Source organism: Cupriavidus sp. P-10, assembly GCF_003402535.2.
Classification (GTDB): Bacteria; Pseudomonadota; Gammaproteobacteria; order Burkholderiales; family Burkholderiaceae; genus Cupriavidus.
Window position 1 is genome coordinate 216,636 of the sequence record NZ_AP025174.1, and the last position, 17,978, is coordinate 234,613.

Consider the following 17,978-nt stretch of genomic DNA (forward strand, 5'->3'; position numbering starts at 1 on the left):
CTCACCCCCGACATAGCGCCATCGCGGCCATATATGGCAGCACGATTTCCTCAACGATCAACCTTAGGTGCGTCTTCATTCTTCGCCCCACCTTTTCAGCCGCACTTTCATCGAGTTAAAGCCGTGAATGATATTTGAGTATGTGCGCTGCGGTTCTTCAAGCACCTCGACTTGCATGTCACGTTTCAGCATCTCCTCCCACAGGATCTGCAATTGGAGTTCAGCAAGCCGGTTGCCGACGCACCGATGAATGCCGAATCCAAACGAAAGATGCTGCCGCGGGTTGGGGCGGTCGATACAGAAGATATCCGGATTTGAAATAACCTCCTCGTCTCTGTTTCCTGAGAGATACCACATAACAACACGATCTCCCTCGCGGATTCTTTTCCCTCCGAAGGTCGTATCCTGCTTCGCTACCCTCTTCATGTGGGTAAGCGGTGTCTGATACCGAATCACTTCCGATACCATGCTAGGAATCAGCGTTGGATTTGCGCGCAGCTTTCTTCCCTCCGAAGCATACTTATCCAGGAAGTACACGGAGGCGCTCATGGTGTTACGAGTCGTGTCGTTTCCTCCAACGATTAGGAGTTGGAGGTTGCCCAGAAATTCACGCGGCGTATCAGGCAAGTTCTTTGTAGCATCAGCGTGTGCCATCATCGAAATAAGGTCCGGCGCCATCGGCTTTGACCCTCGCTCCTTCCAAAGCCTGGTAAAGACTTCCAACATTTTTGCAAGCTCGTCGTCGCGCTGTTGCTCGGTCGTGATTGGCCCTCCCGCATTGAGGTCCATGTGGGCAATATCCGACCAGTAAGTGAGGCGATATCGGTCCTCATAAGGGAAGTCAAAAAGAGTCGCCAGCATGCGAGTGGTCAGTTCGATTGAAACGGCTTCCACCCAATCGAAAGGCGTGTCGAACTTCAAATTGTCGAGCACGTCGGCTGTCCTAATACGGATACCATCTTTCAGACGTAATAGGTTCTCCGGCGCTACAATCGGGCTGACCGCCTTGCGCTGTTCGTCATGCTTCGGCGGATCCATTGCAATGAACGCCGGCCGATCAAGATGTTGCGGACGATCGTTTAAGGTGATGCCGGTGAACGTCTGGGACGAGAATACCTCGTGATTTGAGTCGATTTTTACAATATCCCGATACCGAGTTACCGACCAGAAGTCGCCCGAATACCCACCCTTTCGGAAAAAGACCGGCGCTTCATTGCGCAAACGAGCGAGATACTGACCAATCGAGTCATCTTCGAAGTGTCCTGGATGGCTAGGATCGATGTCCTCCAGACTTACCGACGATGGATCGAGTCGTTCCTCTTTAAGTTGATGCACCAAGCTGTTCATCGCTATCCTCTAATCTTAAAAAAAACGCTGTTTGATGCCCAAGCACAAAGACAGTCGTGTCTTCTTCGATCTGTCGTTCATTGCTTGGCTGTCCAGCTAGCCAGCGACCGACGTTTGTTGCGAACTTCTGGAAATGGCCAACGCCACCGAGAAGACATCCTAGTGCTGCCCAATCGGCAAAAGTACGGTGATACCGTCGATGTCCTCTCGCATGCTGATTTGGCAAGCGAGCCTTGAATTCGGCCTCGAGCCCGCAGCAAAATCCAGCATTTCGTTCTCTCGTTGATGACGCGGTTCAAGCTTTGCTAACCACATTTCATCAATGAATACGTGACATGTACCGCACGCGCACTCACCGCCGCAGTCGCCATCGATACCAGGAACTCCATTGTTGAGAGCTGCTTTCATCAAGCTCTCGCCGAGTTCTACATCAACCGTATGTTCGGTGCCGTTATGCTCGATAAATTTTGCCTTTGCCACTTTTATCTCCTTCGGAATTTGGTAGTTCTATTGCACGCATTCTCCGGTGACCACCACCGAAGCAAATGTTGAGTTTGTATCGGCGAGCCTTATCGGATCGACTCGCACCCTCTTGGCGATCAAGCTCTTTCCCAGAACAAAGCTCCCAGCGTTATTAACTGCTTCGACAGAAGTAACTATTTCATTTTTCAGGTGAAATATTGCGAAAGCACCAGAGGCGGCGTCACCTCGGACCACGCTATGGTCGGCATTTGATGCGGAGCCTGCCATTTGGAACTTCACGTCATATTGATCCGACCAGAACCACGGGACTTCAGGCGTAGCTGCTGGCATTCCGCAAATCGAAGCGGCTGCACGTCTCGCCTGGTCGTTTGCCGCAGCGATGCTCTCAAAACGGCTACCGAACCGGAGGCGTGTTGGGTCATAAACATCGTCGCTAGCCGTCGCGCAGTCGCCCACCCCATATATGTGAGGCACGCTGGTGCGACATTCAGCGTCCACTACGATTCCGTGGTTGCACTCGACGCCGGCTAGTTTTGCAATTGAGTCGTTTGGCGTCGCTCCGATGCCAACCACTATGCAGTCGCAGTCGAGCTCTTCGCCATTATCAAGAACGACCCCGGAAACGCGGCCGGCAACATTATTATATTTGGCGACGCCTAGCCCGCAGATCGTGCGAACGCCTTGGGCAGAGTGCTTTTCCTGCACGTACGCCGAAATTCGCGGGCTTGCAACTCTTGCCAGGACCCGTTCGGCTTTCTCGACCAAAGTCACGTCGAGTCCGAGCTGGCGCGCGGATGCTGCGACCTCTAAGCCGATGAATCCCCCGCCAATAACGACTAATCGCCGGGCGCGCTCGAGTTCGTGCTTCATGCGTTGCGCGTCGCTTAGATCCCGGAGCGTGAGAACGCCTTCTAGCTTGCTGTCCGATCTGCTCAGCACAACAGGCGATGCTCCAAGAGCGCAGACGAGATTCTCGTACCGCACCTCCGTTTGATCATGAAGAGTGACTAGTTTACCAATCGGATCTATTGATCTGACTTCCGCTCCCAGACGAAGCCGAATACGCTTTTTCTCATAGAATTCGAGAGGTCTAATTTCGAGTGCAGCCCAAGATGCTTTTGAACAAAGCCATTCCTTGGAAAGCGGCGGGCGTTGATAGGGAGCATACGGTTCAATGCCGATGATCTCGATATCTTTCCCGTAGCCGAGCTGTCGCAACGTAATCGCTGTCATTGCGCCCGCGTGGCCTCCGCCGACAATGACTACCCCGGATTTTTCATCGCTCATAGTTCGTCCCTCCCATAGCCAGTTGTCTCGAATCTTAACCAGCGCCAGGGAAGGCGATGCAGCAAAACTCATAAAGCAGCTATTCAGATCGAGCAAGTCGGGGCATCCGTCAACTCTGCACCGGTCCGAGATCTGAGGAAACGAGGGAATAGTCGGGGAGCGTCTGCACTGGTGAGGCGCGTTGTCCAGCGTCTGTAAGCGTACGGGCGGCCCGTCTTGCGCTGTGGTAAAGGCCTGGGCACTTAACGAAGACGTGGATAGGTGCACACGTCGATGAAGCGGAGGTCGGAGACTGCCGGCGGACACGGGAATCTAACTTCTGCGACGATCGGTGGTGTTCCGGCTGACCCCATTCACGGGTCTCGAGGCCCCTGGGGCGTGCCTGCCAATGTCGCTACACCGGTTGAAAACGCGGAGGTTCCGGCTGCGCGGCAAGACCATCAAACCGTTTTCGACAACAGCCTCGATGACTTTGAAACGATCGTCGAGGTTATAGGCGCCGGTGGCGCACACCGCACTGCAACATCGGGGGCTGCACGACGAGGAGACGCCGGTAGCCACGTGCTCATTCCCGCTCGAAGGGAATGAATAGTTGGAGCCGATATCAGTGTGAGCACGTTCACTTCGAGCGGCGTAGTTATAGCGGCGTACTGGTGCTCCGAAAAAGCTGGCTAGAAAGATGCTTATGGTGCCGCTCTCAAACAGTTGGCGGAGGTTATGTGAGCCGCGACGCATGTCCCGATACCCCACAGTTGGCACGGCCCGGCGGCCACGTGCGTTGTGGGTTGGAGCATTCTGGCGCGTTGCCGTGGTGCGCTCTTGATGCCGACCCAAGCTCGATTCGCTTGCCAAGTAGGACACCTCATCGGCCGGCATGGGCACGATGCGCGCCCGCGACGTGTCGACAAAGCGCGCTCGTTGGCAACGGCCAGAATGCGTTCGCGCTCGTCGATGCTCAGCGCCTGCGCTAGCGTGGGCCATAGGTCCCTGGGCAGCGGTCGCCGGCCATCAAGCCTCCTTGGGCATTCCTGCGTTGCGGCGTGCGCACGGTCATGCCAGCTACCTGGCAGGCCGGCACAGGCGAGTACCGCTTGGGTGAACGGTTTCGAGATGGCCCAGTATCGTTTGGCGATCTTCCAGGCCAATCATGCGCCCTCGTACTTAGGGAAGATCCCTTCGTGCCTCCTTTAAGAGTATCAGCAGGGCGGTGACTTTTGGCCAGCGCCGACTCCTTGCGGCGCAACTCGCGCTCAAGTTGTTTGATGCGGCGCCGATCGCCCTTCGTCTCACGATGGGGGGCGCGCGCATCGTCGAGCTCAGCCAGCGCCTGCGTGGCGGCAGTGCGCTACTGCTCCAACGCCTACGGATACACACCGCTCTCATAGTGCCCAGGTGTTCTTGCTGGCCTCGTCCATCGCAGCCGTCGCTAGCGCGGCCTCAAACCTGGCGCCCGCTATCCCCCAAGGTTCAAGTTCTACCTGGCGACATCTCCTCTGCCGCCTCCACAACCTTTTCGCGGTTAGCGAACGTCGGGTACAAGGAGGATGACCATGTAAAGGGCCATTAGAGACAGCCACAGGGACACCAACTGATGCGGCCGACCATATGATGTCACGACGCCTTCTCGTAGTTGACGGCTGCGGGCGAAACAGGTCGCAAACACCAGTAAGCAGAGGCTCGAGGCAATCAGTCCTGTCACTTGAAGCCCGGGTAGATTTTCGCCGAGCACGGTGCGTATGCATAAGGCAGCAACGGCTAGGCATGCCCAGCCTGTCCTGCTCCAAGCGAGTGCCGTTCGTTCAGGCTGAAGTCCAGGATCTTTCATCGAGCAACGAATAGTGTGAGGGTCACAGCTATAGCGAATATTGAGATGCTAAGCAGGGGCTGAAGAAAATCATTCGGAAGGCTTTGTGCAAGGCGCATAGCTAATTCATTTTTTCGCCATCTGAAATAGCAAGCCCCTGCAACTAAGCATGCTGTGGTCGCGCATAGCAGACATAAAATGCGCAGCACGCGCGAGTCGGCTGTGTGCAAGGCTACCTGGTCGAGTACAACGACCGTAGCCAAAAGTGCTATTGCAGTGCGAACCCACGCGAGGAAAGTTCGTTCGTTTGCCAATGAAAACCGGTAGTCTGGGTCCTCACCGCTCCACTTATCTTTGTTGATATTTCTATACATTATGCTTACCTGGATTGAGTACGATGCACTGAGTCCAACGTTAAAAAATCCGAGGGACATTGCATCATTCATGTGAAAGCTTGGCACGATTGGGACAGTCTCAATCCAGTGCTACAACGATGAACTCGCTATTCACATTGACAGAGTCGCATGTTGAGCAAGGGCTTGGCCTTCGCGCGAAACAAGTTGGAATGCCCTAAGCCGGTACCTACGGAGCGCCATTCATCGACGGCAACTCAGTCGAGCGCGACATTCTGGCACGCTATACCGGGAGAAAGTTGTGAACCACTTCACCAGAAGCAAAAGACGATGCCTAATCCGAGATCAGCGTCGAAAGATACAAATGCTCATCTGCACGATTAGTCCAATGCTCGCCACTCCCGCTGCGCAGACAAAATTCAGTGTGTAGTCTCCCGACGCGTCGCGCAGTACACCCCCAAGCCAACTGCCGAGCCCCGATGCGATGAACCCCCAGAAGTACACTTCGCCGATTCGCTGCCCTGCCGCCGACGGTGGAAACATCTCCCGCACCGCAACGGCGAAACCAGGAATGTACACGCCGAAACCCACGCCGATCACCATGACCGAAATCCCGATGCCAATATAAGTGGTTGATGTGAGTAACATGCAAAGCCCTGTGATCAGGGCGAATCCACTAAAAGCTAACATTCGATCCGTACCACACCACCTATTTAGTAGGACGAGCCCGAGTCTGAGGGGCAATGTGGACCCTAGCAGCATCGGCATTAGCAATGCCGCATGAACGGTGGTGAAGCCTCGCTCTTCGCCATATGCGGCCAGATGTCCCAATACCAGAAAGGTAGCAAGGTTGAATAGTGCAATTCCGAAACAATAGCCAACAAAGCGCCAAGGTGGAGAAGGATTAGCCCGTCCACGTGCCACTGTGAGTTCCCGCTCAGGCGAACGGGCTGGCGGTGCACGCCTAAAGACCAGCGAGGCTGTGGCTATCAGAGTGCCCGCGACGATCGAAAAACAAGCAAGCGTCGCACGCCAACCGTATGCCTGCGCGCCCAGCCTCAGTAAGAGCGGAGCGATCAACCCGCCAACCCCTTGGCTGCAAGCTGCAACGGACATTGCAAGCGGCCGATTTTTATCAAACCATAAGCTTACTGCCGCCACGAGCGGTCCAAAGAACGCTCCCTGCGCAAGTCCACCTACCAGAACGCCATATGCGAGTTGAAGCTGGCCGATAGTCGAGGCGCGGGACGCCAGAAACAGACCAGCGCCAGTCGCTACCGCACCGATCAACGAGATTCGGAAAAAGCCGATACGATCGAAGATCCTGCCAAGCATTAGCCCCCCGATACCCGAGCCGACCATCGCCAAGCCATGAACCAGTGCGAGGTCCCGCGCATCCGCGTGCCAGTCGCTCGCTATTGGCTTCAGCAACACCGGTATTGAGATGATTGCGGAAAAGCTCAGTGAGCCGATTAGTAACGTCAAGAAGAGTACATGCCAACTATACAAGCACTCTATAGAAGAGTCGGCAGTCGTTATCTGGCGGTACAGTTCAGTTCGTGTGCCTAGACCCGATTCAGTAAGCAAGTCGCGTACGAGGACCCTGGATTGTTCAACATCATTCATCTGGCTCCCTCACCAGTCGTCAGCCGCACCTCTTAATTGGCCAAGCGGGGCCTGCACGTAGATTCGCCCACTATTCCCTATGTCATGCTGCTCGGCTTGAGACGAGGGAGCGTGCATTGGAGCTGCGTCATCGCGCGTGGTAGCCGACGCGTGGCCGGCAGAATGTCATCCTGCTGCTGGACACGCGTGCGGCGACTCGAGAAATGAATCACAAGTTAATCAACTAATGCTTCTGTCTTTCTCTGGAGTTGAATCAACCGAGCCACGGCATTTACTTCCCGTTGCGGATTAATTAACAGCAACCCAATAATACCACCGAACGCTATTAGAATCCCTGAGATGAGGATAGCGGTATGATATCCATCAATTCCGGATCCATTTTGTTGAACGATGAACCCGAAGACGGAAGGGCAGATAACACCGCTAAGCGATAGCGTACCAACGTAAATTCCGAGAAGCGCTCCGCGCTGCCGGACCGGAGAAAACTCCGAGATAATTGCTGCGCCCGTCGTGAAAGTAACGAGCACCAGACCGAACCCGAGGCAAATCGTGGCCGTTTGGACACCTCCTGGCGCTATCATAGTACTCGCCACGATGAGGCCTCCTGCGATGACGACACTAGCAGAAGCCATCACTCCTCGCGCGATGCGTGTGCTGACCCCTCGTGCCATTAAAGCTTGTGCGGTCATTGCCTGCGTTGCGAGAAAAAAGATGGCGGTAAGGGACACGCCGAGCATGATACTTGCAGTATGGTCAGCGGAATATCCCTGCCCCTTGCGCAGATAGGCGGGCAGCCATGCAGAAACAATCGTGAGAGCCCAGTAGGCGACAAAACCAACGCTGGTCGCACCGATAAAAGTGGGATTGAGAAAGAGCTTCCTATACGGAACCTTTAGATCAGTTTCTGCAAACGACGGATTCTGGGTCGACGTGGAGCCACCGGAATACGGACCTTCCTTTCCCACAAAAGTCCAAACGAACATCCATATCAACCCGACGAGGCCAACGGTAAGGAATGCAGCGTGCCAGCTATAGTGGCTTACAACCCAAGTGAGTCCAGGCGCCGCAACTGCTATGCCTGCAAAAGCGCCGATGCTTTGCAACGCTATCGGTAGATTCCGTTCGCCATCTTGAAACCACTTGCCAACAGCATGGTAGGAAAGGCCAGACGCCGGGCCCTCACCTAAGCCGAGAAGAATTCGGGAAATTAGTATCACTGCGAAAGACGGCGCGAGCCATATGCTGAACTGGCAAATGGACCAGAGGGCCGCCATCCAGAACAAGATCCACTTCGCCGATCGGTGGTTGGCAAGGAAGCCGACGGTTGCTGCGGAGAACGAGAACAGAAAATAGATGGCTCCTGCCAGTGTACCGTACTCCGTCGGACTCAACTTGAGTTCGGCCATCAGTGGGACAGCGACCATGCCGAGGACTGCTTTGTCCATCCAATTCACGACCGCAAGGAGGACCAGCATAATCGTTACAGCCCACGCTCTGGTGATTGACCGCGCTGGTCCCGCTTCACATGGCGCTGAGCCAAGTGGGCTTGGAGTCGTTCTACTGCTCGCAATTTGGTGAACAAACTTCCCCTGAGGCTCGGGGGCAGTGTTGTGCATTTGAGAACTCATCGTGTCGCTCCAACTCCGTAGAGAAGCATCAAACAGCTTTGTCCAGTGCGCTGGCGCCACGCGCAGAACGGCGAAAGGAAACTGGCATACGCACGTGGCCAAGACACCGGGACAGCAGGCGGTTTTGCCGACGTGTCACAGGCATCTTCGTGCGTTCGCCTTGAATATAGGCATGCCATGCCCAAGAAGGCCTGATGCACTATGAGTTGGTCGAGCACATGGGCGCGAAGGATTCGGCCCGAACGGATGTGGCGAGCGGTCGATCGCTTGCATGCAGCGTGGCAGGGGAACGGTGATGTGCTTGATGCATTACGTAGTCTCCAAACATGGTCTAGACCCAGTTGTGCCACTGGGTATGCACTTGGTACTTGAGTTGACCGGCTACCCGCGGGTCAGGGGAAAACGCCGGTGACAAAACGATCGTAAACGTCACGCGCGTTGAGCGTCCCTCGGGATTTGTGATAGCAGCTATGCAAGCTATGCAAAACGGCTCGACGGACAAGTCTCTGGGCCGTATATTTCACCTTTCGACCAAAGCCGCCTGCGACATCTTGGTAATATTGTGTTTTGGGAGACTTCCCCAAAATTCTCAAAAACTTCATTGTCTATAGGTAAAAGCACCTAATTGAGGAATTTGGTGAATCGTCTGAATGACGGTATGCAAATATTTTCCGACGCAAACAATAATGCAGAGCGACACAGCCGAAAAATTCAAACTTCCCGCGATCCTTGATCCTCGATGGGAGCTGTTTGTTAAAGTTGGCGAGCTTCATAGCCTAACAAGGGCAGCCTTGGCGTTGGCAATCCCACAGTCAGCAGTGAGCCGACATATCAGTCAGCTCGAACTCGAATGCGGTAGCAAGTTGTTTCGGCGGACCGGGCGCGGAGTCATACTGACAGAATTCGGAGAGCATATTTTCCCAAGGATCAAAGAGTTGATCACGCAGGCGGCACATCTTGCTGATGAAATGCGGACAATTAGCAAAGAGCCTATGGGTGTCGTAAAGATCGGCATACTGCCAGCAATGGTTCCGTCATTAGCCGGAAGGCTATTTTCGGACGTCCTTGAAAAATACCCTCATGTACAACTACACCTGGTTGAAGGTTCAAGCGGGCAGCTAGAAGAATGGCTGGCCGAGGGGCGTGTCGACTGCTCGCTTCTGTTACGAGACGCGACAAGCTTGGCCCGAGGAGAGCTCCTGATTGCGCAGCAAGCGCTGCACCTGGTTTCCCGTCGCGACAGTATATTCAAGGGCCGATCAAATGTGACGTTCGACGACTTGGAAGGGATTCCGTTGGTCGTGTCAAGTCGGCCACATGCTTTACGTTCCTTGTTGGACGGCGTGGCACAATCTAAAGGTGTACGGATATTTGTGCAGGCCGAGGCTGATTCAATTCGCCTTCAGCATGCGATTATCAAGCAAGGACGCATATACGGAATGATGTTCGGAAAATTGGCCGTTGGAGAGTCGACCGAGCTTGAAGCCATACCTATTATTGAACCGACTTTATCGGAAGCAGTGGTATTAGCAAAAGCGCCGCAACGCCCGGACACACTGGCGACTCGGGAGGTCGCGAAGCGGCTTATTGCGTTGGCGTCTAGCTTACTATCGAATCGGTAGCCAACGCTGGACCGCCGAGAACCGCTGTGATTTCCGGCCGTCGACTGCGATGGGAACGTGGGACATCCGCGAAGCAGCCCGGAAATCGTACCTGATCATCGTGTCGTAAGTCGCGGGGGCGTGCCGTTGCTTGGATACCGCGGTAATCTATATGAACGCGCCCCGTTTGCGCAAGGTTTTCGCTTGTTCAGACACTGACAGGATGGGCTGCAGCTCTATATTCGGCCTTCTTGCAGCCGGTATCGCCGCTGCTGGCCCCTATGAAATATGCTGACCTGCGCCTCATTCGTACTGCGAGCTCAAGGCTCGTATGACCCCACAGGCTTAGCAGGTCCCGGTCCTACCTGACTTGTCCTCACACTCGATTACCCAACGCAACCTTCGACGTTTCACCCTGTAAGAACGCTAATCTCCAACGTTGTGCTCACTGCTCAAGCCGGCTTCACGCTGATGTAATCCTTCTGGTACCGCCGGTCATGGGCGCCCGAGTTCGACAGTTAAAAGCGCAAGTCCTTGATTTTATTGGAGCCGACTGCAAAACGCTCCACTACAAAAGGGTCAATTGCGCTGTTTTGACTGGCTTGCGAACCCTCAAGGCGGATAGAACCCGAGCCTGTTCCTGACTGATGGTCGAGAGTCCAGCGACGGATTTGGTCTGGTCGATGACGATGCGGTGGTGCTGAATGCGATTGAGCATGGCAAGCGCGCGCGTGGGCGACAGCTCGCTGCTGGCGGCCTGCAGGCGCATGCGCATCACCCGATACAGAATCAGTGCCATGAAGCAGATCGCCGCATGCGCGCGGATGCGCTCGGGCAGGCGGTGATAGACCGGGCCAATCTCGATCTCGGACTTGAGCACACGGAAGCCGCGTTCAATATCGGCCAATGCCTTGTAGCGATCGACGACCTCACGTGGCGGCAGATCGACGGCATTGGTGACCAGCAGCAGCTTGCCGTCCATCATGCGGGCATGCTGCAAGGCCCGCTCATCGATGTCATAGCAGAAGTGTTCGCTCTTCAGATCGACCTGGATGATGCGGGCCAAATGGGCCTCGCAGACGGCGTGATAAAACCGTGCGCGGGCGCCACCGTCAGAGAGCTTCTTGCCGCGGCTGCGACGACCGGTGTCCTGCGCATCAAGCTTGCCCACCCACTGCGCGGCAAGCTGCTCGAGTTCCGCAATCTGCGTATCACGTTGTGCGCCTTTCTCCTGCGCCACCACCGGATCGTGCGCCACGATCAGGCGTAAGCCGTTCCATGGCACTTCGCCCAGAACTTCTTCACTGGCCGGCAGGCAATGCTGCGCATGGAAGCTCGCCAAGGACTCGACCACGTCGCTATAGCGACGTCCCGGCACCGCCAGGATGAATTCCAGCGGCGCCCCATCAGGCAAGGTCATCGCCTGCAGTTCGGCCAGGTTGTCGATCGAGAGCAGTCCGCGATCGGCGACCACGATGACGCGTTTGACGGGGAACCGGCTCAGCACCTTCTCGATGGTTGGCTTGAGCGTGGTGACTTCGGCGGTATTGCCGTCAAACACCTCGTGATAGAGCGGTAATCCTTCGGCCGTCTGCACCACGCCCAGCATGAATTGCCGGGCTATGACGCCTTCTTTGGCCATGCCGTACTGGCGGACATCCTCGTGTTGCTGCGACAGCCCCTCGGCACGAATAGTCGTCATGTCGTAGAACACCACCGACAAGGTCTGATCGACCAGTGGGCGCAGCAGCCCCGCCAACACGGCGTCGACTTCGGCCTGATGCGTGACCAGCGCGTCCATGGCGCGCAACAGATGCTGATGGTCGACGGCATCGATGGACAGCCCTGGCAGGCCGATCGTCTCCAGCCAGCGCAGCACGCCCAGCTTCGATTCCGGATCGCACAGCCGGTTGAAGACCATGATGCGCACGAGCGCCTCGACATCGATGGCATGGCGGGTGCGCCGGAACACGCGGCGCATGCCATCGAAACCAAGTTCCTGCCACAACTCGGAGAGCGCCCACACGTCGCCGAACGCACGGGCCGACTCGAAGGTCACCTCCGGTTCGGCGGCAGCCTCAAGCGCGGGCCGGCCGGTGACGCGCAGCAAGCCGTTGATCACGCCCTCCATGCTGTCGCCGAGTTGGTCCAGGCGACCGAGGGTGGCAACGGTGCGCTGCTTGGGCTGACCGTTGTCATCGCGATAGGACTCGACCAACTGCACGTAACGGCGAGAACCGGAGGAGGTGACCTTGACGAACATGCCGTTACTTTACAGGCAATGAACGCCTTGTCAAATATAGTCGGAACGGTTGCAAACGTGCCACTACACGAATTTGGCAGCCGCTGCCCTGGAAGCCGCGCCAGTATTAGGGGTGACCTTCAGAAATGGGGAAAAACGGGCTCGAACTGTCGAAGTCGGGTGGGCGAGAACCGCCCATATCATGCGCGCCATCTTGTTTGCCAGCGCAACGACCACGACATTCGGAGGCCGCCGCTTTGTCATTTGTTCGAGCCGCTAACATACGAAAAAAGCCGTTGATGGCGAGCCCTAGCCTCAACCATAAACTCTGGATTCCCCGCTATTACCCATGCCGGCCTCGGGCAGATACATGGGGCCTATTCGACCCAGAAATACTTCTCGTCCTGCTGCGCATTGACCGCCCGCCGCGGCCAGACAGATCACGCTCTGTCCGTCCGCAACTTAGCCCCTCGGCGTTGCGGTAGCACGCTGCAGGAGGTGGCGGGGCGGGGATGGCTCGAAGCACCCCGCCGCTGCGTCTGCCCGTAATCGGCCATCTGGGCCAGGTGTCAGCAGATCCGATCCGCTCACTCACGGACGACCGTGTCGTCGGCTAGACTGGCGCAAGAAGCAACATGGAGCCACGATGGACCCAGATGACGTGATACGAGATTTCGAGCGACTTGCGCTGGATGACGCGACGGAATTGGAGGTCGACGACGCGATTGCCGGCTTGGCGGTGCTGTTGGCCGATCCAGCGATCGCGGGGAAAGAACGGGCCTTGTTGATCCAAGTGGGCGCGACACTCTACCGGTTGGGCCTGAACGAAAGAGTGGTGGCGGCGTTCAAGAAACGAGGCGACACAGCTTAGTGACCATGTCCCCCGCCCCGCCGCCGCCGTGATGTCCCCGGAGTTGAAGGACAGAGGTGGAATGCGGGAACACCGGAACCAGCATTCCAGGCCGTTCGGCCGCTGCGGGAGCTGGTCATTGGCCAGCTTGGACGGATTGTCCGCAGCGCAACGCGGCACATCACCTGCCACGTTTCCCTCGCAGTCTCAGTCGCCTTTGAAGCCCACGCTCTGAACGATGGGAGCCCAGTATTCCACCAACCGCCTCTGTTGCTGGGTAACCTCCGTCGGTGTCGAACCGGCCAGCGGCTCGTATCCAATGTTCTGAATCCGACTTCTGACATCCGGCATGGCCAAGACCTTGCGCATTGCTGCGTTCCAGCGTGACACCTTCGCTGGCGGGGTACCGGCTGGCGCATAGAGCGAATAGCCCGAACCCACAACCAGCGAGGAATACCCCTGCTCGCTGAAGGTTGGAACATCTGGAAGCTGGCTGCTTCGCTGTTTGCCCGACACAGCCAGCACACGGACCTTGTTGGCCCGATGCTGCTCTACAAACACGCCGAGCCCATCGACGGCCGAACCGATCTGATTGCCGACCAAGTTGGTCACCATCGCAGGGCCTCCCTGGAACGGCACGATGGAGATATCGGCTCCCGAACGCCTCGTGAATTCGAATGCAACAAAGTGCAGAGCGGAGCCAAGCCCGGACACGCCGACTGTCGCCACGTTCCGGTCGATTTTTGCAGCCTTGACGTATTCAGCCAAGTTCCGATATGGCGAGCTTGCGCTAACCGCCAGCCCATAGTTGAGGGCAGCCACTTCGGTGATGGGTGCGAAGTCCTTGTCGGGGTCATAGCGGAGATTTTTGTAGACAAGGGGCGCAATCACCATCGTGTCGTGTAAGGTCATCAGCACCGTATTCCCGTCTGGTGCCGCCTGCTTCAACACTTCCGCCGCCACGCGCGTGCTAGCACCGGGGCGGTTCTCCACGATCACAGTCTGTTTTAGCTCGTCCCTGAGCTTTTCCACGAGCACACGTGCCATGGCGTCAGCGGCCCCACCGGCCGGGAAGGGCACGATAAAGCGAGCCGGCGCCTCAGCGTGGGCAGGCTGCGTTGCGCAAAGGCCCACTGCCAGCCAGGCGCCTATCCCTGCCAGGCTGCGAATGACACACCGCCGTCCAATTCGATTTGCTTCGCTCAACATGTTTGCTCCCCCTATCGGTTGTCTGGATGCTGATTTGCGGCCACGTGCTGAACTGAGGGGCATCTGCCCGCCGCTCGGCGATCCGGGACGCGTTAGCCAATCTTCGGAGGCAAATGAGGACCTTGTCGAATCACGATTACAAATACGCTATCACGAATGCGAAATCGCCAGATCTCGCATTCGCGCGCAATATGGAAGCAAGAGCCGGCGCAGTGTCGACCCTGTCCGGAGCCCTGCTGCCCAATCCTATTGGCATTCACATATGCACGCCTATCCGTACCTTCCGACACCCTCAGCGCCGACCAGTCCAAGTCACCTTGGCAAGATCGCCATCGTCGGCGCAGGCATCATCGGTCTCTGTACCGGGCTGTGGCTGCGGCGCGCAGGCTGCGAGGTAACTATCTACGATACGCTCGCCCCCGGGGGCGGTGCGTCATACGGCAATGCCGGGCTAATCAGCGTCGACAGCTGCATCCCGATCGCCCTACCAGGCATGGTATGGCAACTGCCGCGCTGGCTACTCGATCCCAGCGGTCCCCTTGCAATCTATCCACCGCACCTGGTTCGAGCTGCGCCATGGCTGTTTGCATGGCTGCGCGCCAGCAACCCCAAACGCGTGATTCAGGCGTCACGCGCGCTACGTGCCCTGCACGCGCCGGCCTTGGAGGCCTATCGCGAGTTACTAGGGAAGGACGGCTGTGACGAACTGATCAGGACCGGCGGGCAATTGCATCTGTGGTCTGCCAGCAAGGGCCGATCTCGGGCCGACCGGCTTGTGGATGAATTGCGCCGGCAGCAGGACGTTAAGTACGAAAGCCTGAGCGAGGCACGGCTCCGGGAGATGATGCCGAGCCTGGCTGGCCACGTGCGTGGCGGCGTATGCTTCCCCAAGCACGCGCACACGGTGGATCCACAGCGCCTGACTGGAGCGCTGGCCGCCCGGTTCGAGAGCGAGGGGGGGCGCATCCTGCAACGGCGTATTGTGAAGCTGCAAACGGATGGCACCGGATTCCGGCTCTGGAGTAACCTTGGTGACGTTCGCGCAGAACGCGTGGTCGTGGCCGCCGGCGCCTTCTCCGGAGAGCTGTTGCGACCGCTCGGTATCCGCCTGCCTCTCGAAGCGGAGCGCGGCTACCATGTGCAACTCCCCGATCCCGGCGTCACGGTTCCCTGTCCCTTAATTTACAAGGACAAGGCCGTTGCTGTGACGCCGATGGACGGCGGCCTGCGTTTTGCAGGCACCGTAGAAATCGCAGGCCTGAGGCATCCGCCCGACGAAAGGCGGGCGGAGGCGATCCTTGCTACTGCCCGGAGTCTATTCCCAGGCATTGCTACCAGCGGCGCCAGCACATGGTTTGGGCTTCGTCCCTCTACGCCAGACAGCGTGCCAATCATCGCCGAGGCGCCCAATCACCCGGGACTTTACATTGCGAGCGGTCACGGTCATACCGGATTGACAGGGGCGCCAATGACCGGCCGGCTAATCACACACCTCATTACCGGCGGCCCCGCCCCATTAGACCCTGCCCCCTACGGACTGGCGCGCTTCCGCTAGAAGTCCTTGACCGCCATCTCTGCCATGATGTCGCGCGCCAGCGTGACAAGCGGCTGGGGATCGAAATCCGCTGTTCTGGATTTTGGCCAGTATGCCCGGTATGTCAACCGCCGCGACGCCGCGAACCGTTTCACGCTCAGACGAGCGGGATCATAGATTTGTGCCGGGAGACAATCAAACAGGGTAAATCCAATCCCCCCCGCCACCATGCCGCAGGCCGCGATGGCGGCTGGGCATTCCGCCACCGGAACCGGGGTAGCCCCGCAATCTCCAAACGCGGCCCCCACCAGTTCTTCAATACCCTCGATACTCGATAGGGAAATCATCGGCTCGCCGAGCAATTGCTCCGGGGTAACTTCATCCTGTCGTGCGAGCGGGTGGCCGGGCGGCAGGTAGCAAAGTATCGGTAATTCGGCGATCACCGCGCTCTCCACGCCAGGCACCGGCGGCACCTCAAGTGCGAAGCCAATGTCGGCCTTTCGGGAACTAATCAAGGCGGCGACGTGATGCGCGTCCCTAGAATGGACTGACAGGAATACATCCGCGGAGCGGTGCATATAAGCGGCTGCCAGCCTCGGGAATACGGCGGCAGCAAAGGCTGGGGTGCAGGCAACCGACAGATGCCTTAGCTGGTTGCGTTGAATGCGTTCGCAGCAGGCATTAATTGAGTCCAGCCCGATAAAGGAACGCTCGATTTCCTCAAACAACTGATCTGCGCTGGGTGTCGGTAACAAACGTCCGCCGCGCCTCTCAAATAGCACAAAGCCAAGGCGCTCTTCGGCGTCCCGCAAGATGTTGCTGATCGCCGGCTGTGTGAGATGCAGGCGCGCTGCCGCCCCTGTCACCGACCCCGTCAGCACGATCGCGTGGACCGTCTCGATATGGCGAAATCCTAGTTTCCGTTTCATGGAGCCGCAGGCCATCAAAGAGAGATGGGAATTCTGCCCGTTTATACTCGTTAGAACCCAAAGGAAGGGCCCAAGCATTGGTAATTTGGTACCCGCCGCGGCTGGAACGCAGGATCGCTGGCCGGCCTCCCCGCGAGGCTATGGCGGATTGCCAAATATGAGCGTAGCCCCCTGTACTCGCCGATCGCGAATTAGCCGACCCGGTAAAACTCCACCGACTGCCCCGCATTGACCGCCCGCCGCAGCCAGTCCGGCATGTCGCCCTGCTCGTCCCAGCTCTGCCCCGCGGCGTTGCGGTAGCAGACCACGGGCGGTGGGGCGGGTGCGGGTGGCGGCGGTGGCGGAGGGGGCGGCGGATCGAAGCACCCCGCCGCTTCCAACTCCTCCATGGTCAGCCCGTAGTCGGCCATCTCCGCCTGGATCCAGCGGATCGCCGCCGCCCGCTCATTGATTTCTGTCATTGGTGCTGTCGTTGCTGTCGTCACTGCTGTCGCTGCCGTCTTCCGGGTTCAAGGCTGCGGCTGATGCGCCCTGCCTGTCGTCTTGCTGTTCGTCCCGTTTTTCGCCTGGTGCCGCCGACCCGGTCGACGCCGGGTTCCCGGCCTTGCGCCGCCGCCCGCCCCCCTCTCGTTCGGGCGGCCCCATCCGCAATTCTGCCAGCAGCTGGCGCGCCAGCGCCGCCTCGGCCTCGGCCCGTTCGGCCCGGCGCTGCGCACCGCCCCAATTCGCCGCGCAACGTTTCGGCCGTGCGCTCGCTCTGCTGGCGCGCGGTGCGCTCCGCGTCCAGTTCGCGTAAGGCCCGCCGCTCACTGGCCTCGGCCCGTTCCTGCGCGAGGGTCACCGCCTCGCGGGCACGCTCCAGCTCGGTCGAGAATTGGGTACGCAGCTCCGCCAGCTGCCGACCCGCGGCCTCCATAGAAATCGCCGCCGGCGAGGCTCTCCGTCAACAGGCGCAGCGTGGCTGAGCCGGGCAGCGATGTCTTGTCGCTGACCTGGAGCTTGCTCTGATCAGTCAGACGCAGCAGAATCGACAGATCCACCATGGCATCGCGCTCGGTGTACCGCACCGTCAGCCGGTTTTGGCC

The 17,978-nt window shown here is 57.9% G+C and carries 14 protein-coding genes and 3 pseudogenes; 3 read left to right on the top strand and 14 right to left on the bottom strand.

The features are described from left to right. Window positions 1-75: 75 nt before the first annotated feature. From CTP10_RS40495 to CTP10_RS40530, 8 genes and pseudogenes are all read right to left on the bottom strand, one after another. On the bottom strand, window positions 76-1,347 hold the full coding sequence (locus CTP10_RS40495; protein WP_116323561.1) for a cytochrome P450: 1,272 nt from the start codon (window positions 1,345-1,347) through the stop codon (window positions 76-78). 159 nt (window positions 1,348-1,506) lie between these two features. Further along, the gene (locus tag CTP10_RS40500; RefSeq protein ID WP_116323560.1) at window positions 1,507-1,827 is read right to left on the bottom strand and encodes a 2Fe-2S iron-sulfur cluster-binding protein; all 321 of its coding nucleotides are present in this window, start codon (window positions 1,825-1,827) and stop codon (window positions 1,507-1,509) included. Window positions 1,828-1,854: 27 nt separating this feature from the next. Then, window positions 1,855-3,213, bottom strand: a complete 1,359-nt coding sequence (locus tag CTP10_RS40505) for an NAD(P)/FAD-dependent oxidoreductase (RefSeq protein WP_147316325.1) — start codon at window positions 3,211-3,213, stop codon at window positions 1,855-1,857. 650 nt (window positions 3,214-3,863) lie between these two features. Further along, window positions 3,864-4,622, bottom strand: a pseudogene (locus tag CTP10_RS40510) (IS3-like element ISAzo10 family transposase); the annotation flags it as partial. A 14-nt stretch (window positions 4,623-4,636) separates the two neighbouring features. Next, on the bottom strand, window positions 4,637-4,942 hold the full coding sequence (locus CTP10_RS40515) for a DUF202 domain-containing protein (RefSeq protein ID WP_116323558.1): 306 nt from the start codon (window positions 4,940-4,942) through the stop codon (window positions 4,637-4,639). Further along, window positions 4,939-5,367, bottom strand: a complete 429-nt coding sequence (locus tag CTP10_RS40520; protein WP_334223345.1) for a YidH family protein — start codon at window positions 5,365-5,367, stop codon at window positions 4,939-4,941. Before CTP10_RS40520 ends, CTP10_RS40515 begins: the two co-directional genes overlap by 4 nt. 252 nt (window positions 5,368-5,619) lie before the next feature. Beyond that, window positions 5,620-6,900, bottom strand: a complete 1,281-nt coding sequence (locus CTP10_RS40525; RefSeq protein WP_116323557.1) for an MFS transporter — start codon at window positions 6,898-6,900, stop codon at window positions 5,620-5,622. A gap of 215 nt (window positions 6,901-7,115) precedes the next feature. Then, window positions 7,116-8,528 carry an MFS transporter gene (locus CTP10_RS40530; protein WP_116323556.1) on the bottom strand — a complete coding sequence of 471 codons (1,413 nt, stop codon included), beginning with the start codon at window positions 8,526-8,528 and terminating at the stop codon, window positions 7,116-7,118. A gap of 686 nt (window positions 8,529-9,214) precedes the next feature. On the opposite strand from CTP10_RS40530, the gene CTP10_RS40535 reads away from it, so the two are divergent. After that, window positions 9,215-10,150, top strand: a complete 936-nt coding sequence (locus CTP10_RS40535; RefSeq protein WP_158577764.1) for a LysR family transcriptional regulator — start codon at window positions 9,215-9,217, stop codon at window positions 10,148-10,150. 547 nt (window positions 10,151-10,697) lie between these two features. On the opposite strand, the gene CTP10_RS40540 is transcribed toward CTP10_RS40535, so the two are convergent. Then, window positions 10,698-12,392: an IS1634 family transposase gene (locus tag CTP10_RS40540; RefSeq protein ID WP_116323554.1), complete on the bottom strand. Its 1,695-nt coding sequence runs from the start codon at window positions 12,390-12,392 to the stop codon at window positions 10,698-10,700. Between the two features lie 63 nt (window positions 12,393-12,455). Continuing rightward, a pseudogene (locus CTP10_RS40545) lies at window positions 12,456-12,644 on the bottom strand (hypothetical protein); the annotation flags it as partial. Window positions 12,645-13,017: 373 nt separating this feature from the next. Here CTP10_RS40545 and CTP10_RS40550 point away from each other — a divergent pair. Continuing rightward, complete coding sequence (locus tag CTP10_RS40550) at window positions 13,018-13,242, top strand: hypothetical protein (protein WP_116323552.1); 225 nt, start codon at window positions 13,018-13,020, stop codon at window positions 13,240-13,242. 186 nt (window positions 13,243-13,428) lie between these two features. Here the strand turns inward: CTP10_RS40550 and CTP10_RS40555 are convergent, their stop codons facing one another. Then, a complete protein-coding gene (locus CTP10_RS40555; RefSeq protein ID WP_158577763.1) occupies window positions 13,429-14,430 on the bottom strand; it encodes a Bug family tripartite tricarboxylate transporter substrate binding protein in 1,002 nt (333 codons plus the stop codon). Between the two features lie 262 nt (window positions 14,431-14,692). Between CTP10_RS40555 and CTP10_RS40560 the strand changes: the two genes are divergently transcribed. Further along, on the top strand, window positions 14,693-15,985 hold the full coding sequence (locus CTP10_RS40560) for an NAD(P)/FAD-dependent oxidoreductase (protein WP_158577762.1): 1,293 nt from the start codon (window positions 14,693-14,695) through the stop codon (window positions 15,983-15,985). On the opposite strand, the gene CTP10_RS40565 is transcribed toward CTP10_RS40560, so the two are convergent. The 3 genes and pseudogenes from CTP10_RS40565 to CTP10_RS40575 form a co-directional block, all read right to left on the bottom strand. Next, window positions 15,982-16,893 (bottom strand): LysR substrate-binding domain-containing protein, encoded by a 912-nt coding sequence (locus tag CTP10_RS40565; RefSeq protein ID WP_158577761.1) that lies wholly within the window; start codon window positions 16,891-16,893, stop codon window positions 15,982-15,984. The genes CTP10_RS40560 and CTP10_RS40565 overlap by 4 nt on opposite strands. A 191-nt stretch (window positions 16,894-17,084) precedes the next feature. Continuing rightward, a complete protein-coding gene (locus CTP10_RS40570; RefSeq protein WP_116323549.1) occupies window positions 17,085-17,354 on the bottom strand; it encodes an H-NS family nucleoid-associated regulatory protein in 270 nt (89 codons plus the stop codon). Then, window positions 17,338-17,815, bottom strand: a pseudogene (locus CTP10_RS40575) (DNA-binding protein); the annotation flags it as partial. The gene CTP10_RS40570 and the pseudogene CTP10_RS40575, both read right to left, overlap by 17 nt. Window positions 17,816-17,978: the final 163 nt, after the last annotated feature.

Coding starts and splice junctions, on each gene's coding strand:
- CTP10_RS40495 (WP_116323561.1), bottom strand. CDS start 1,347: ATGAACAGCTTGGTGCATCAACTTAAAGAGGAACGACTCGATCCATCG.
- CTP10_RS40515 (WP_116323558.1), bottom strand. CDS start 4,942: ATGAAAGATCCTGGACTTCAGCCTGAACGAACGGCACTCGCTTGGAGC.
- CTP10_RS40520 (WP_334223345.1), bottom strand. CDS start 5,367: ATGAATGATGCAATGTCCCTCGGATTTTTTAACGTTGGACTCAGTGCA.
- CTP10_RS40525 (WP_116323557.1), bottom strand. CDS start 6,900: ATGAATGATGTTGAACAATCCAGGGTCCTCGTACGCGACTTGCTTACT.
- CTP10_RS40530 (WP_116323556.1), bottom strand. CDS start 8,528: ATGAGTTCTCAAATGCACAACACTGCCCCCGAGCCTCAGGGGAAGTTT.
- CTP10_RS40535 (WP_158577764.1), top strand. CDS start 9,215: ATGCAGAGCGACACAGCCGAAAAATTCAAACTTCCCGCGATCCTTGAT.
- CTP10_RS40540 (WP_116323554.1), bottom strand. CDS start 12,392: ATGTTCGTCAAGGTCACCTCCTCCGGTTCTCGCCGTTACGTGCAGTTG.
- CTP10_RS40550 (WP_116323552.1), top strand. CDS start 13,018: ATGGACCCAGATGACGTGATACGAGATTTCGAGCGACTTGCGCTGGAT.
- CTP10_RS40555 (WP_158577763.1), bottom strand. CDS start 14,430: ATGTTGAGCGAAGCAAATCGAATTGGACGGCGGTGTGTCATTCGCAGC.
- CTP10_RS40560 (WP_158577762.1), top strand. CDS start 14,693: ATGCACGCCTATCCGTACCTTCCGACACCCTCAGCGCCGACCAGTCCA.
- CTP10_RS40565 (WP_158577761.1), bottom strand. CDS start 16,893: ATGAAACGGAAACTAGGATTTCGCCATATCGAGACGGTCCACGCGATC.
- CTP10_RS40570 (WP_116323549.1), bottom strand. CDS start 17,354: ATGACAGAAATCAATGAGCGGGCGGCGGCGATCCGCTGGATCCAGGCG.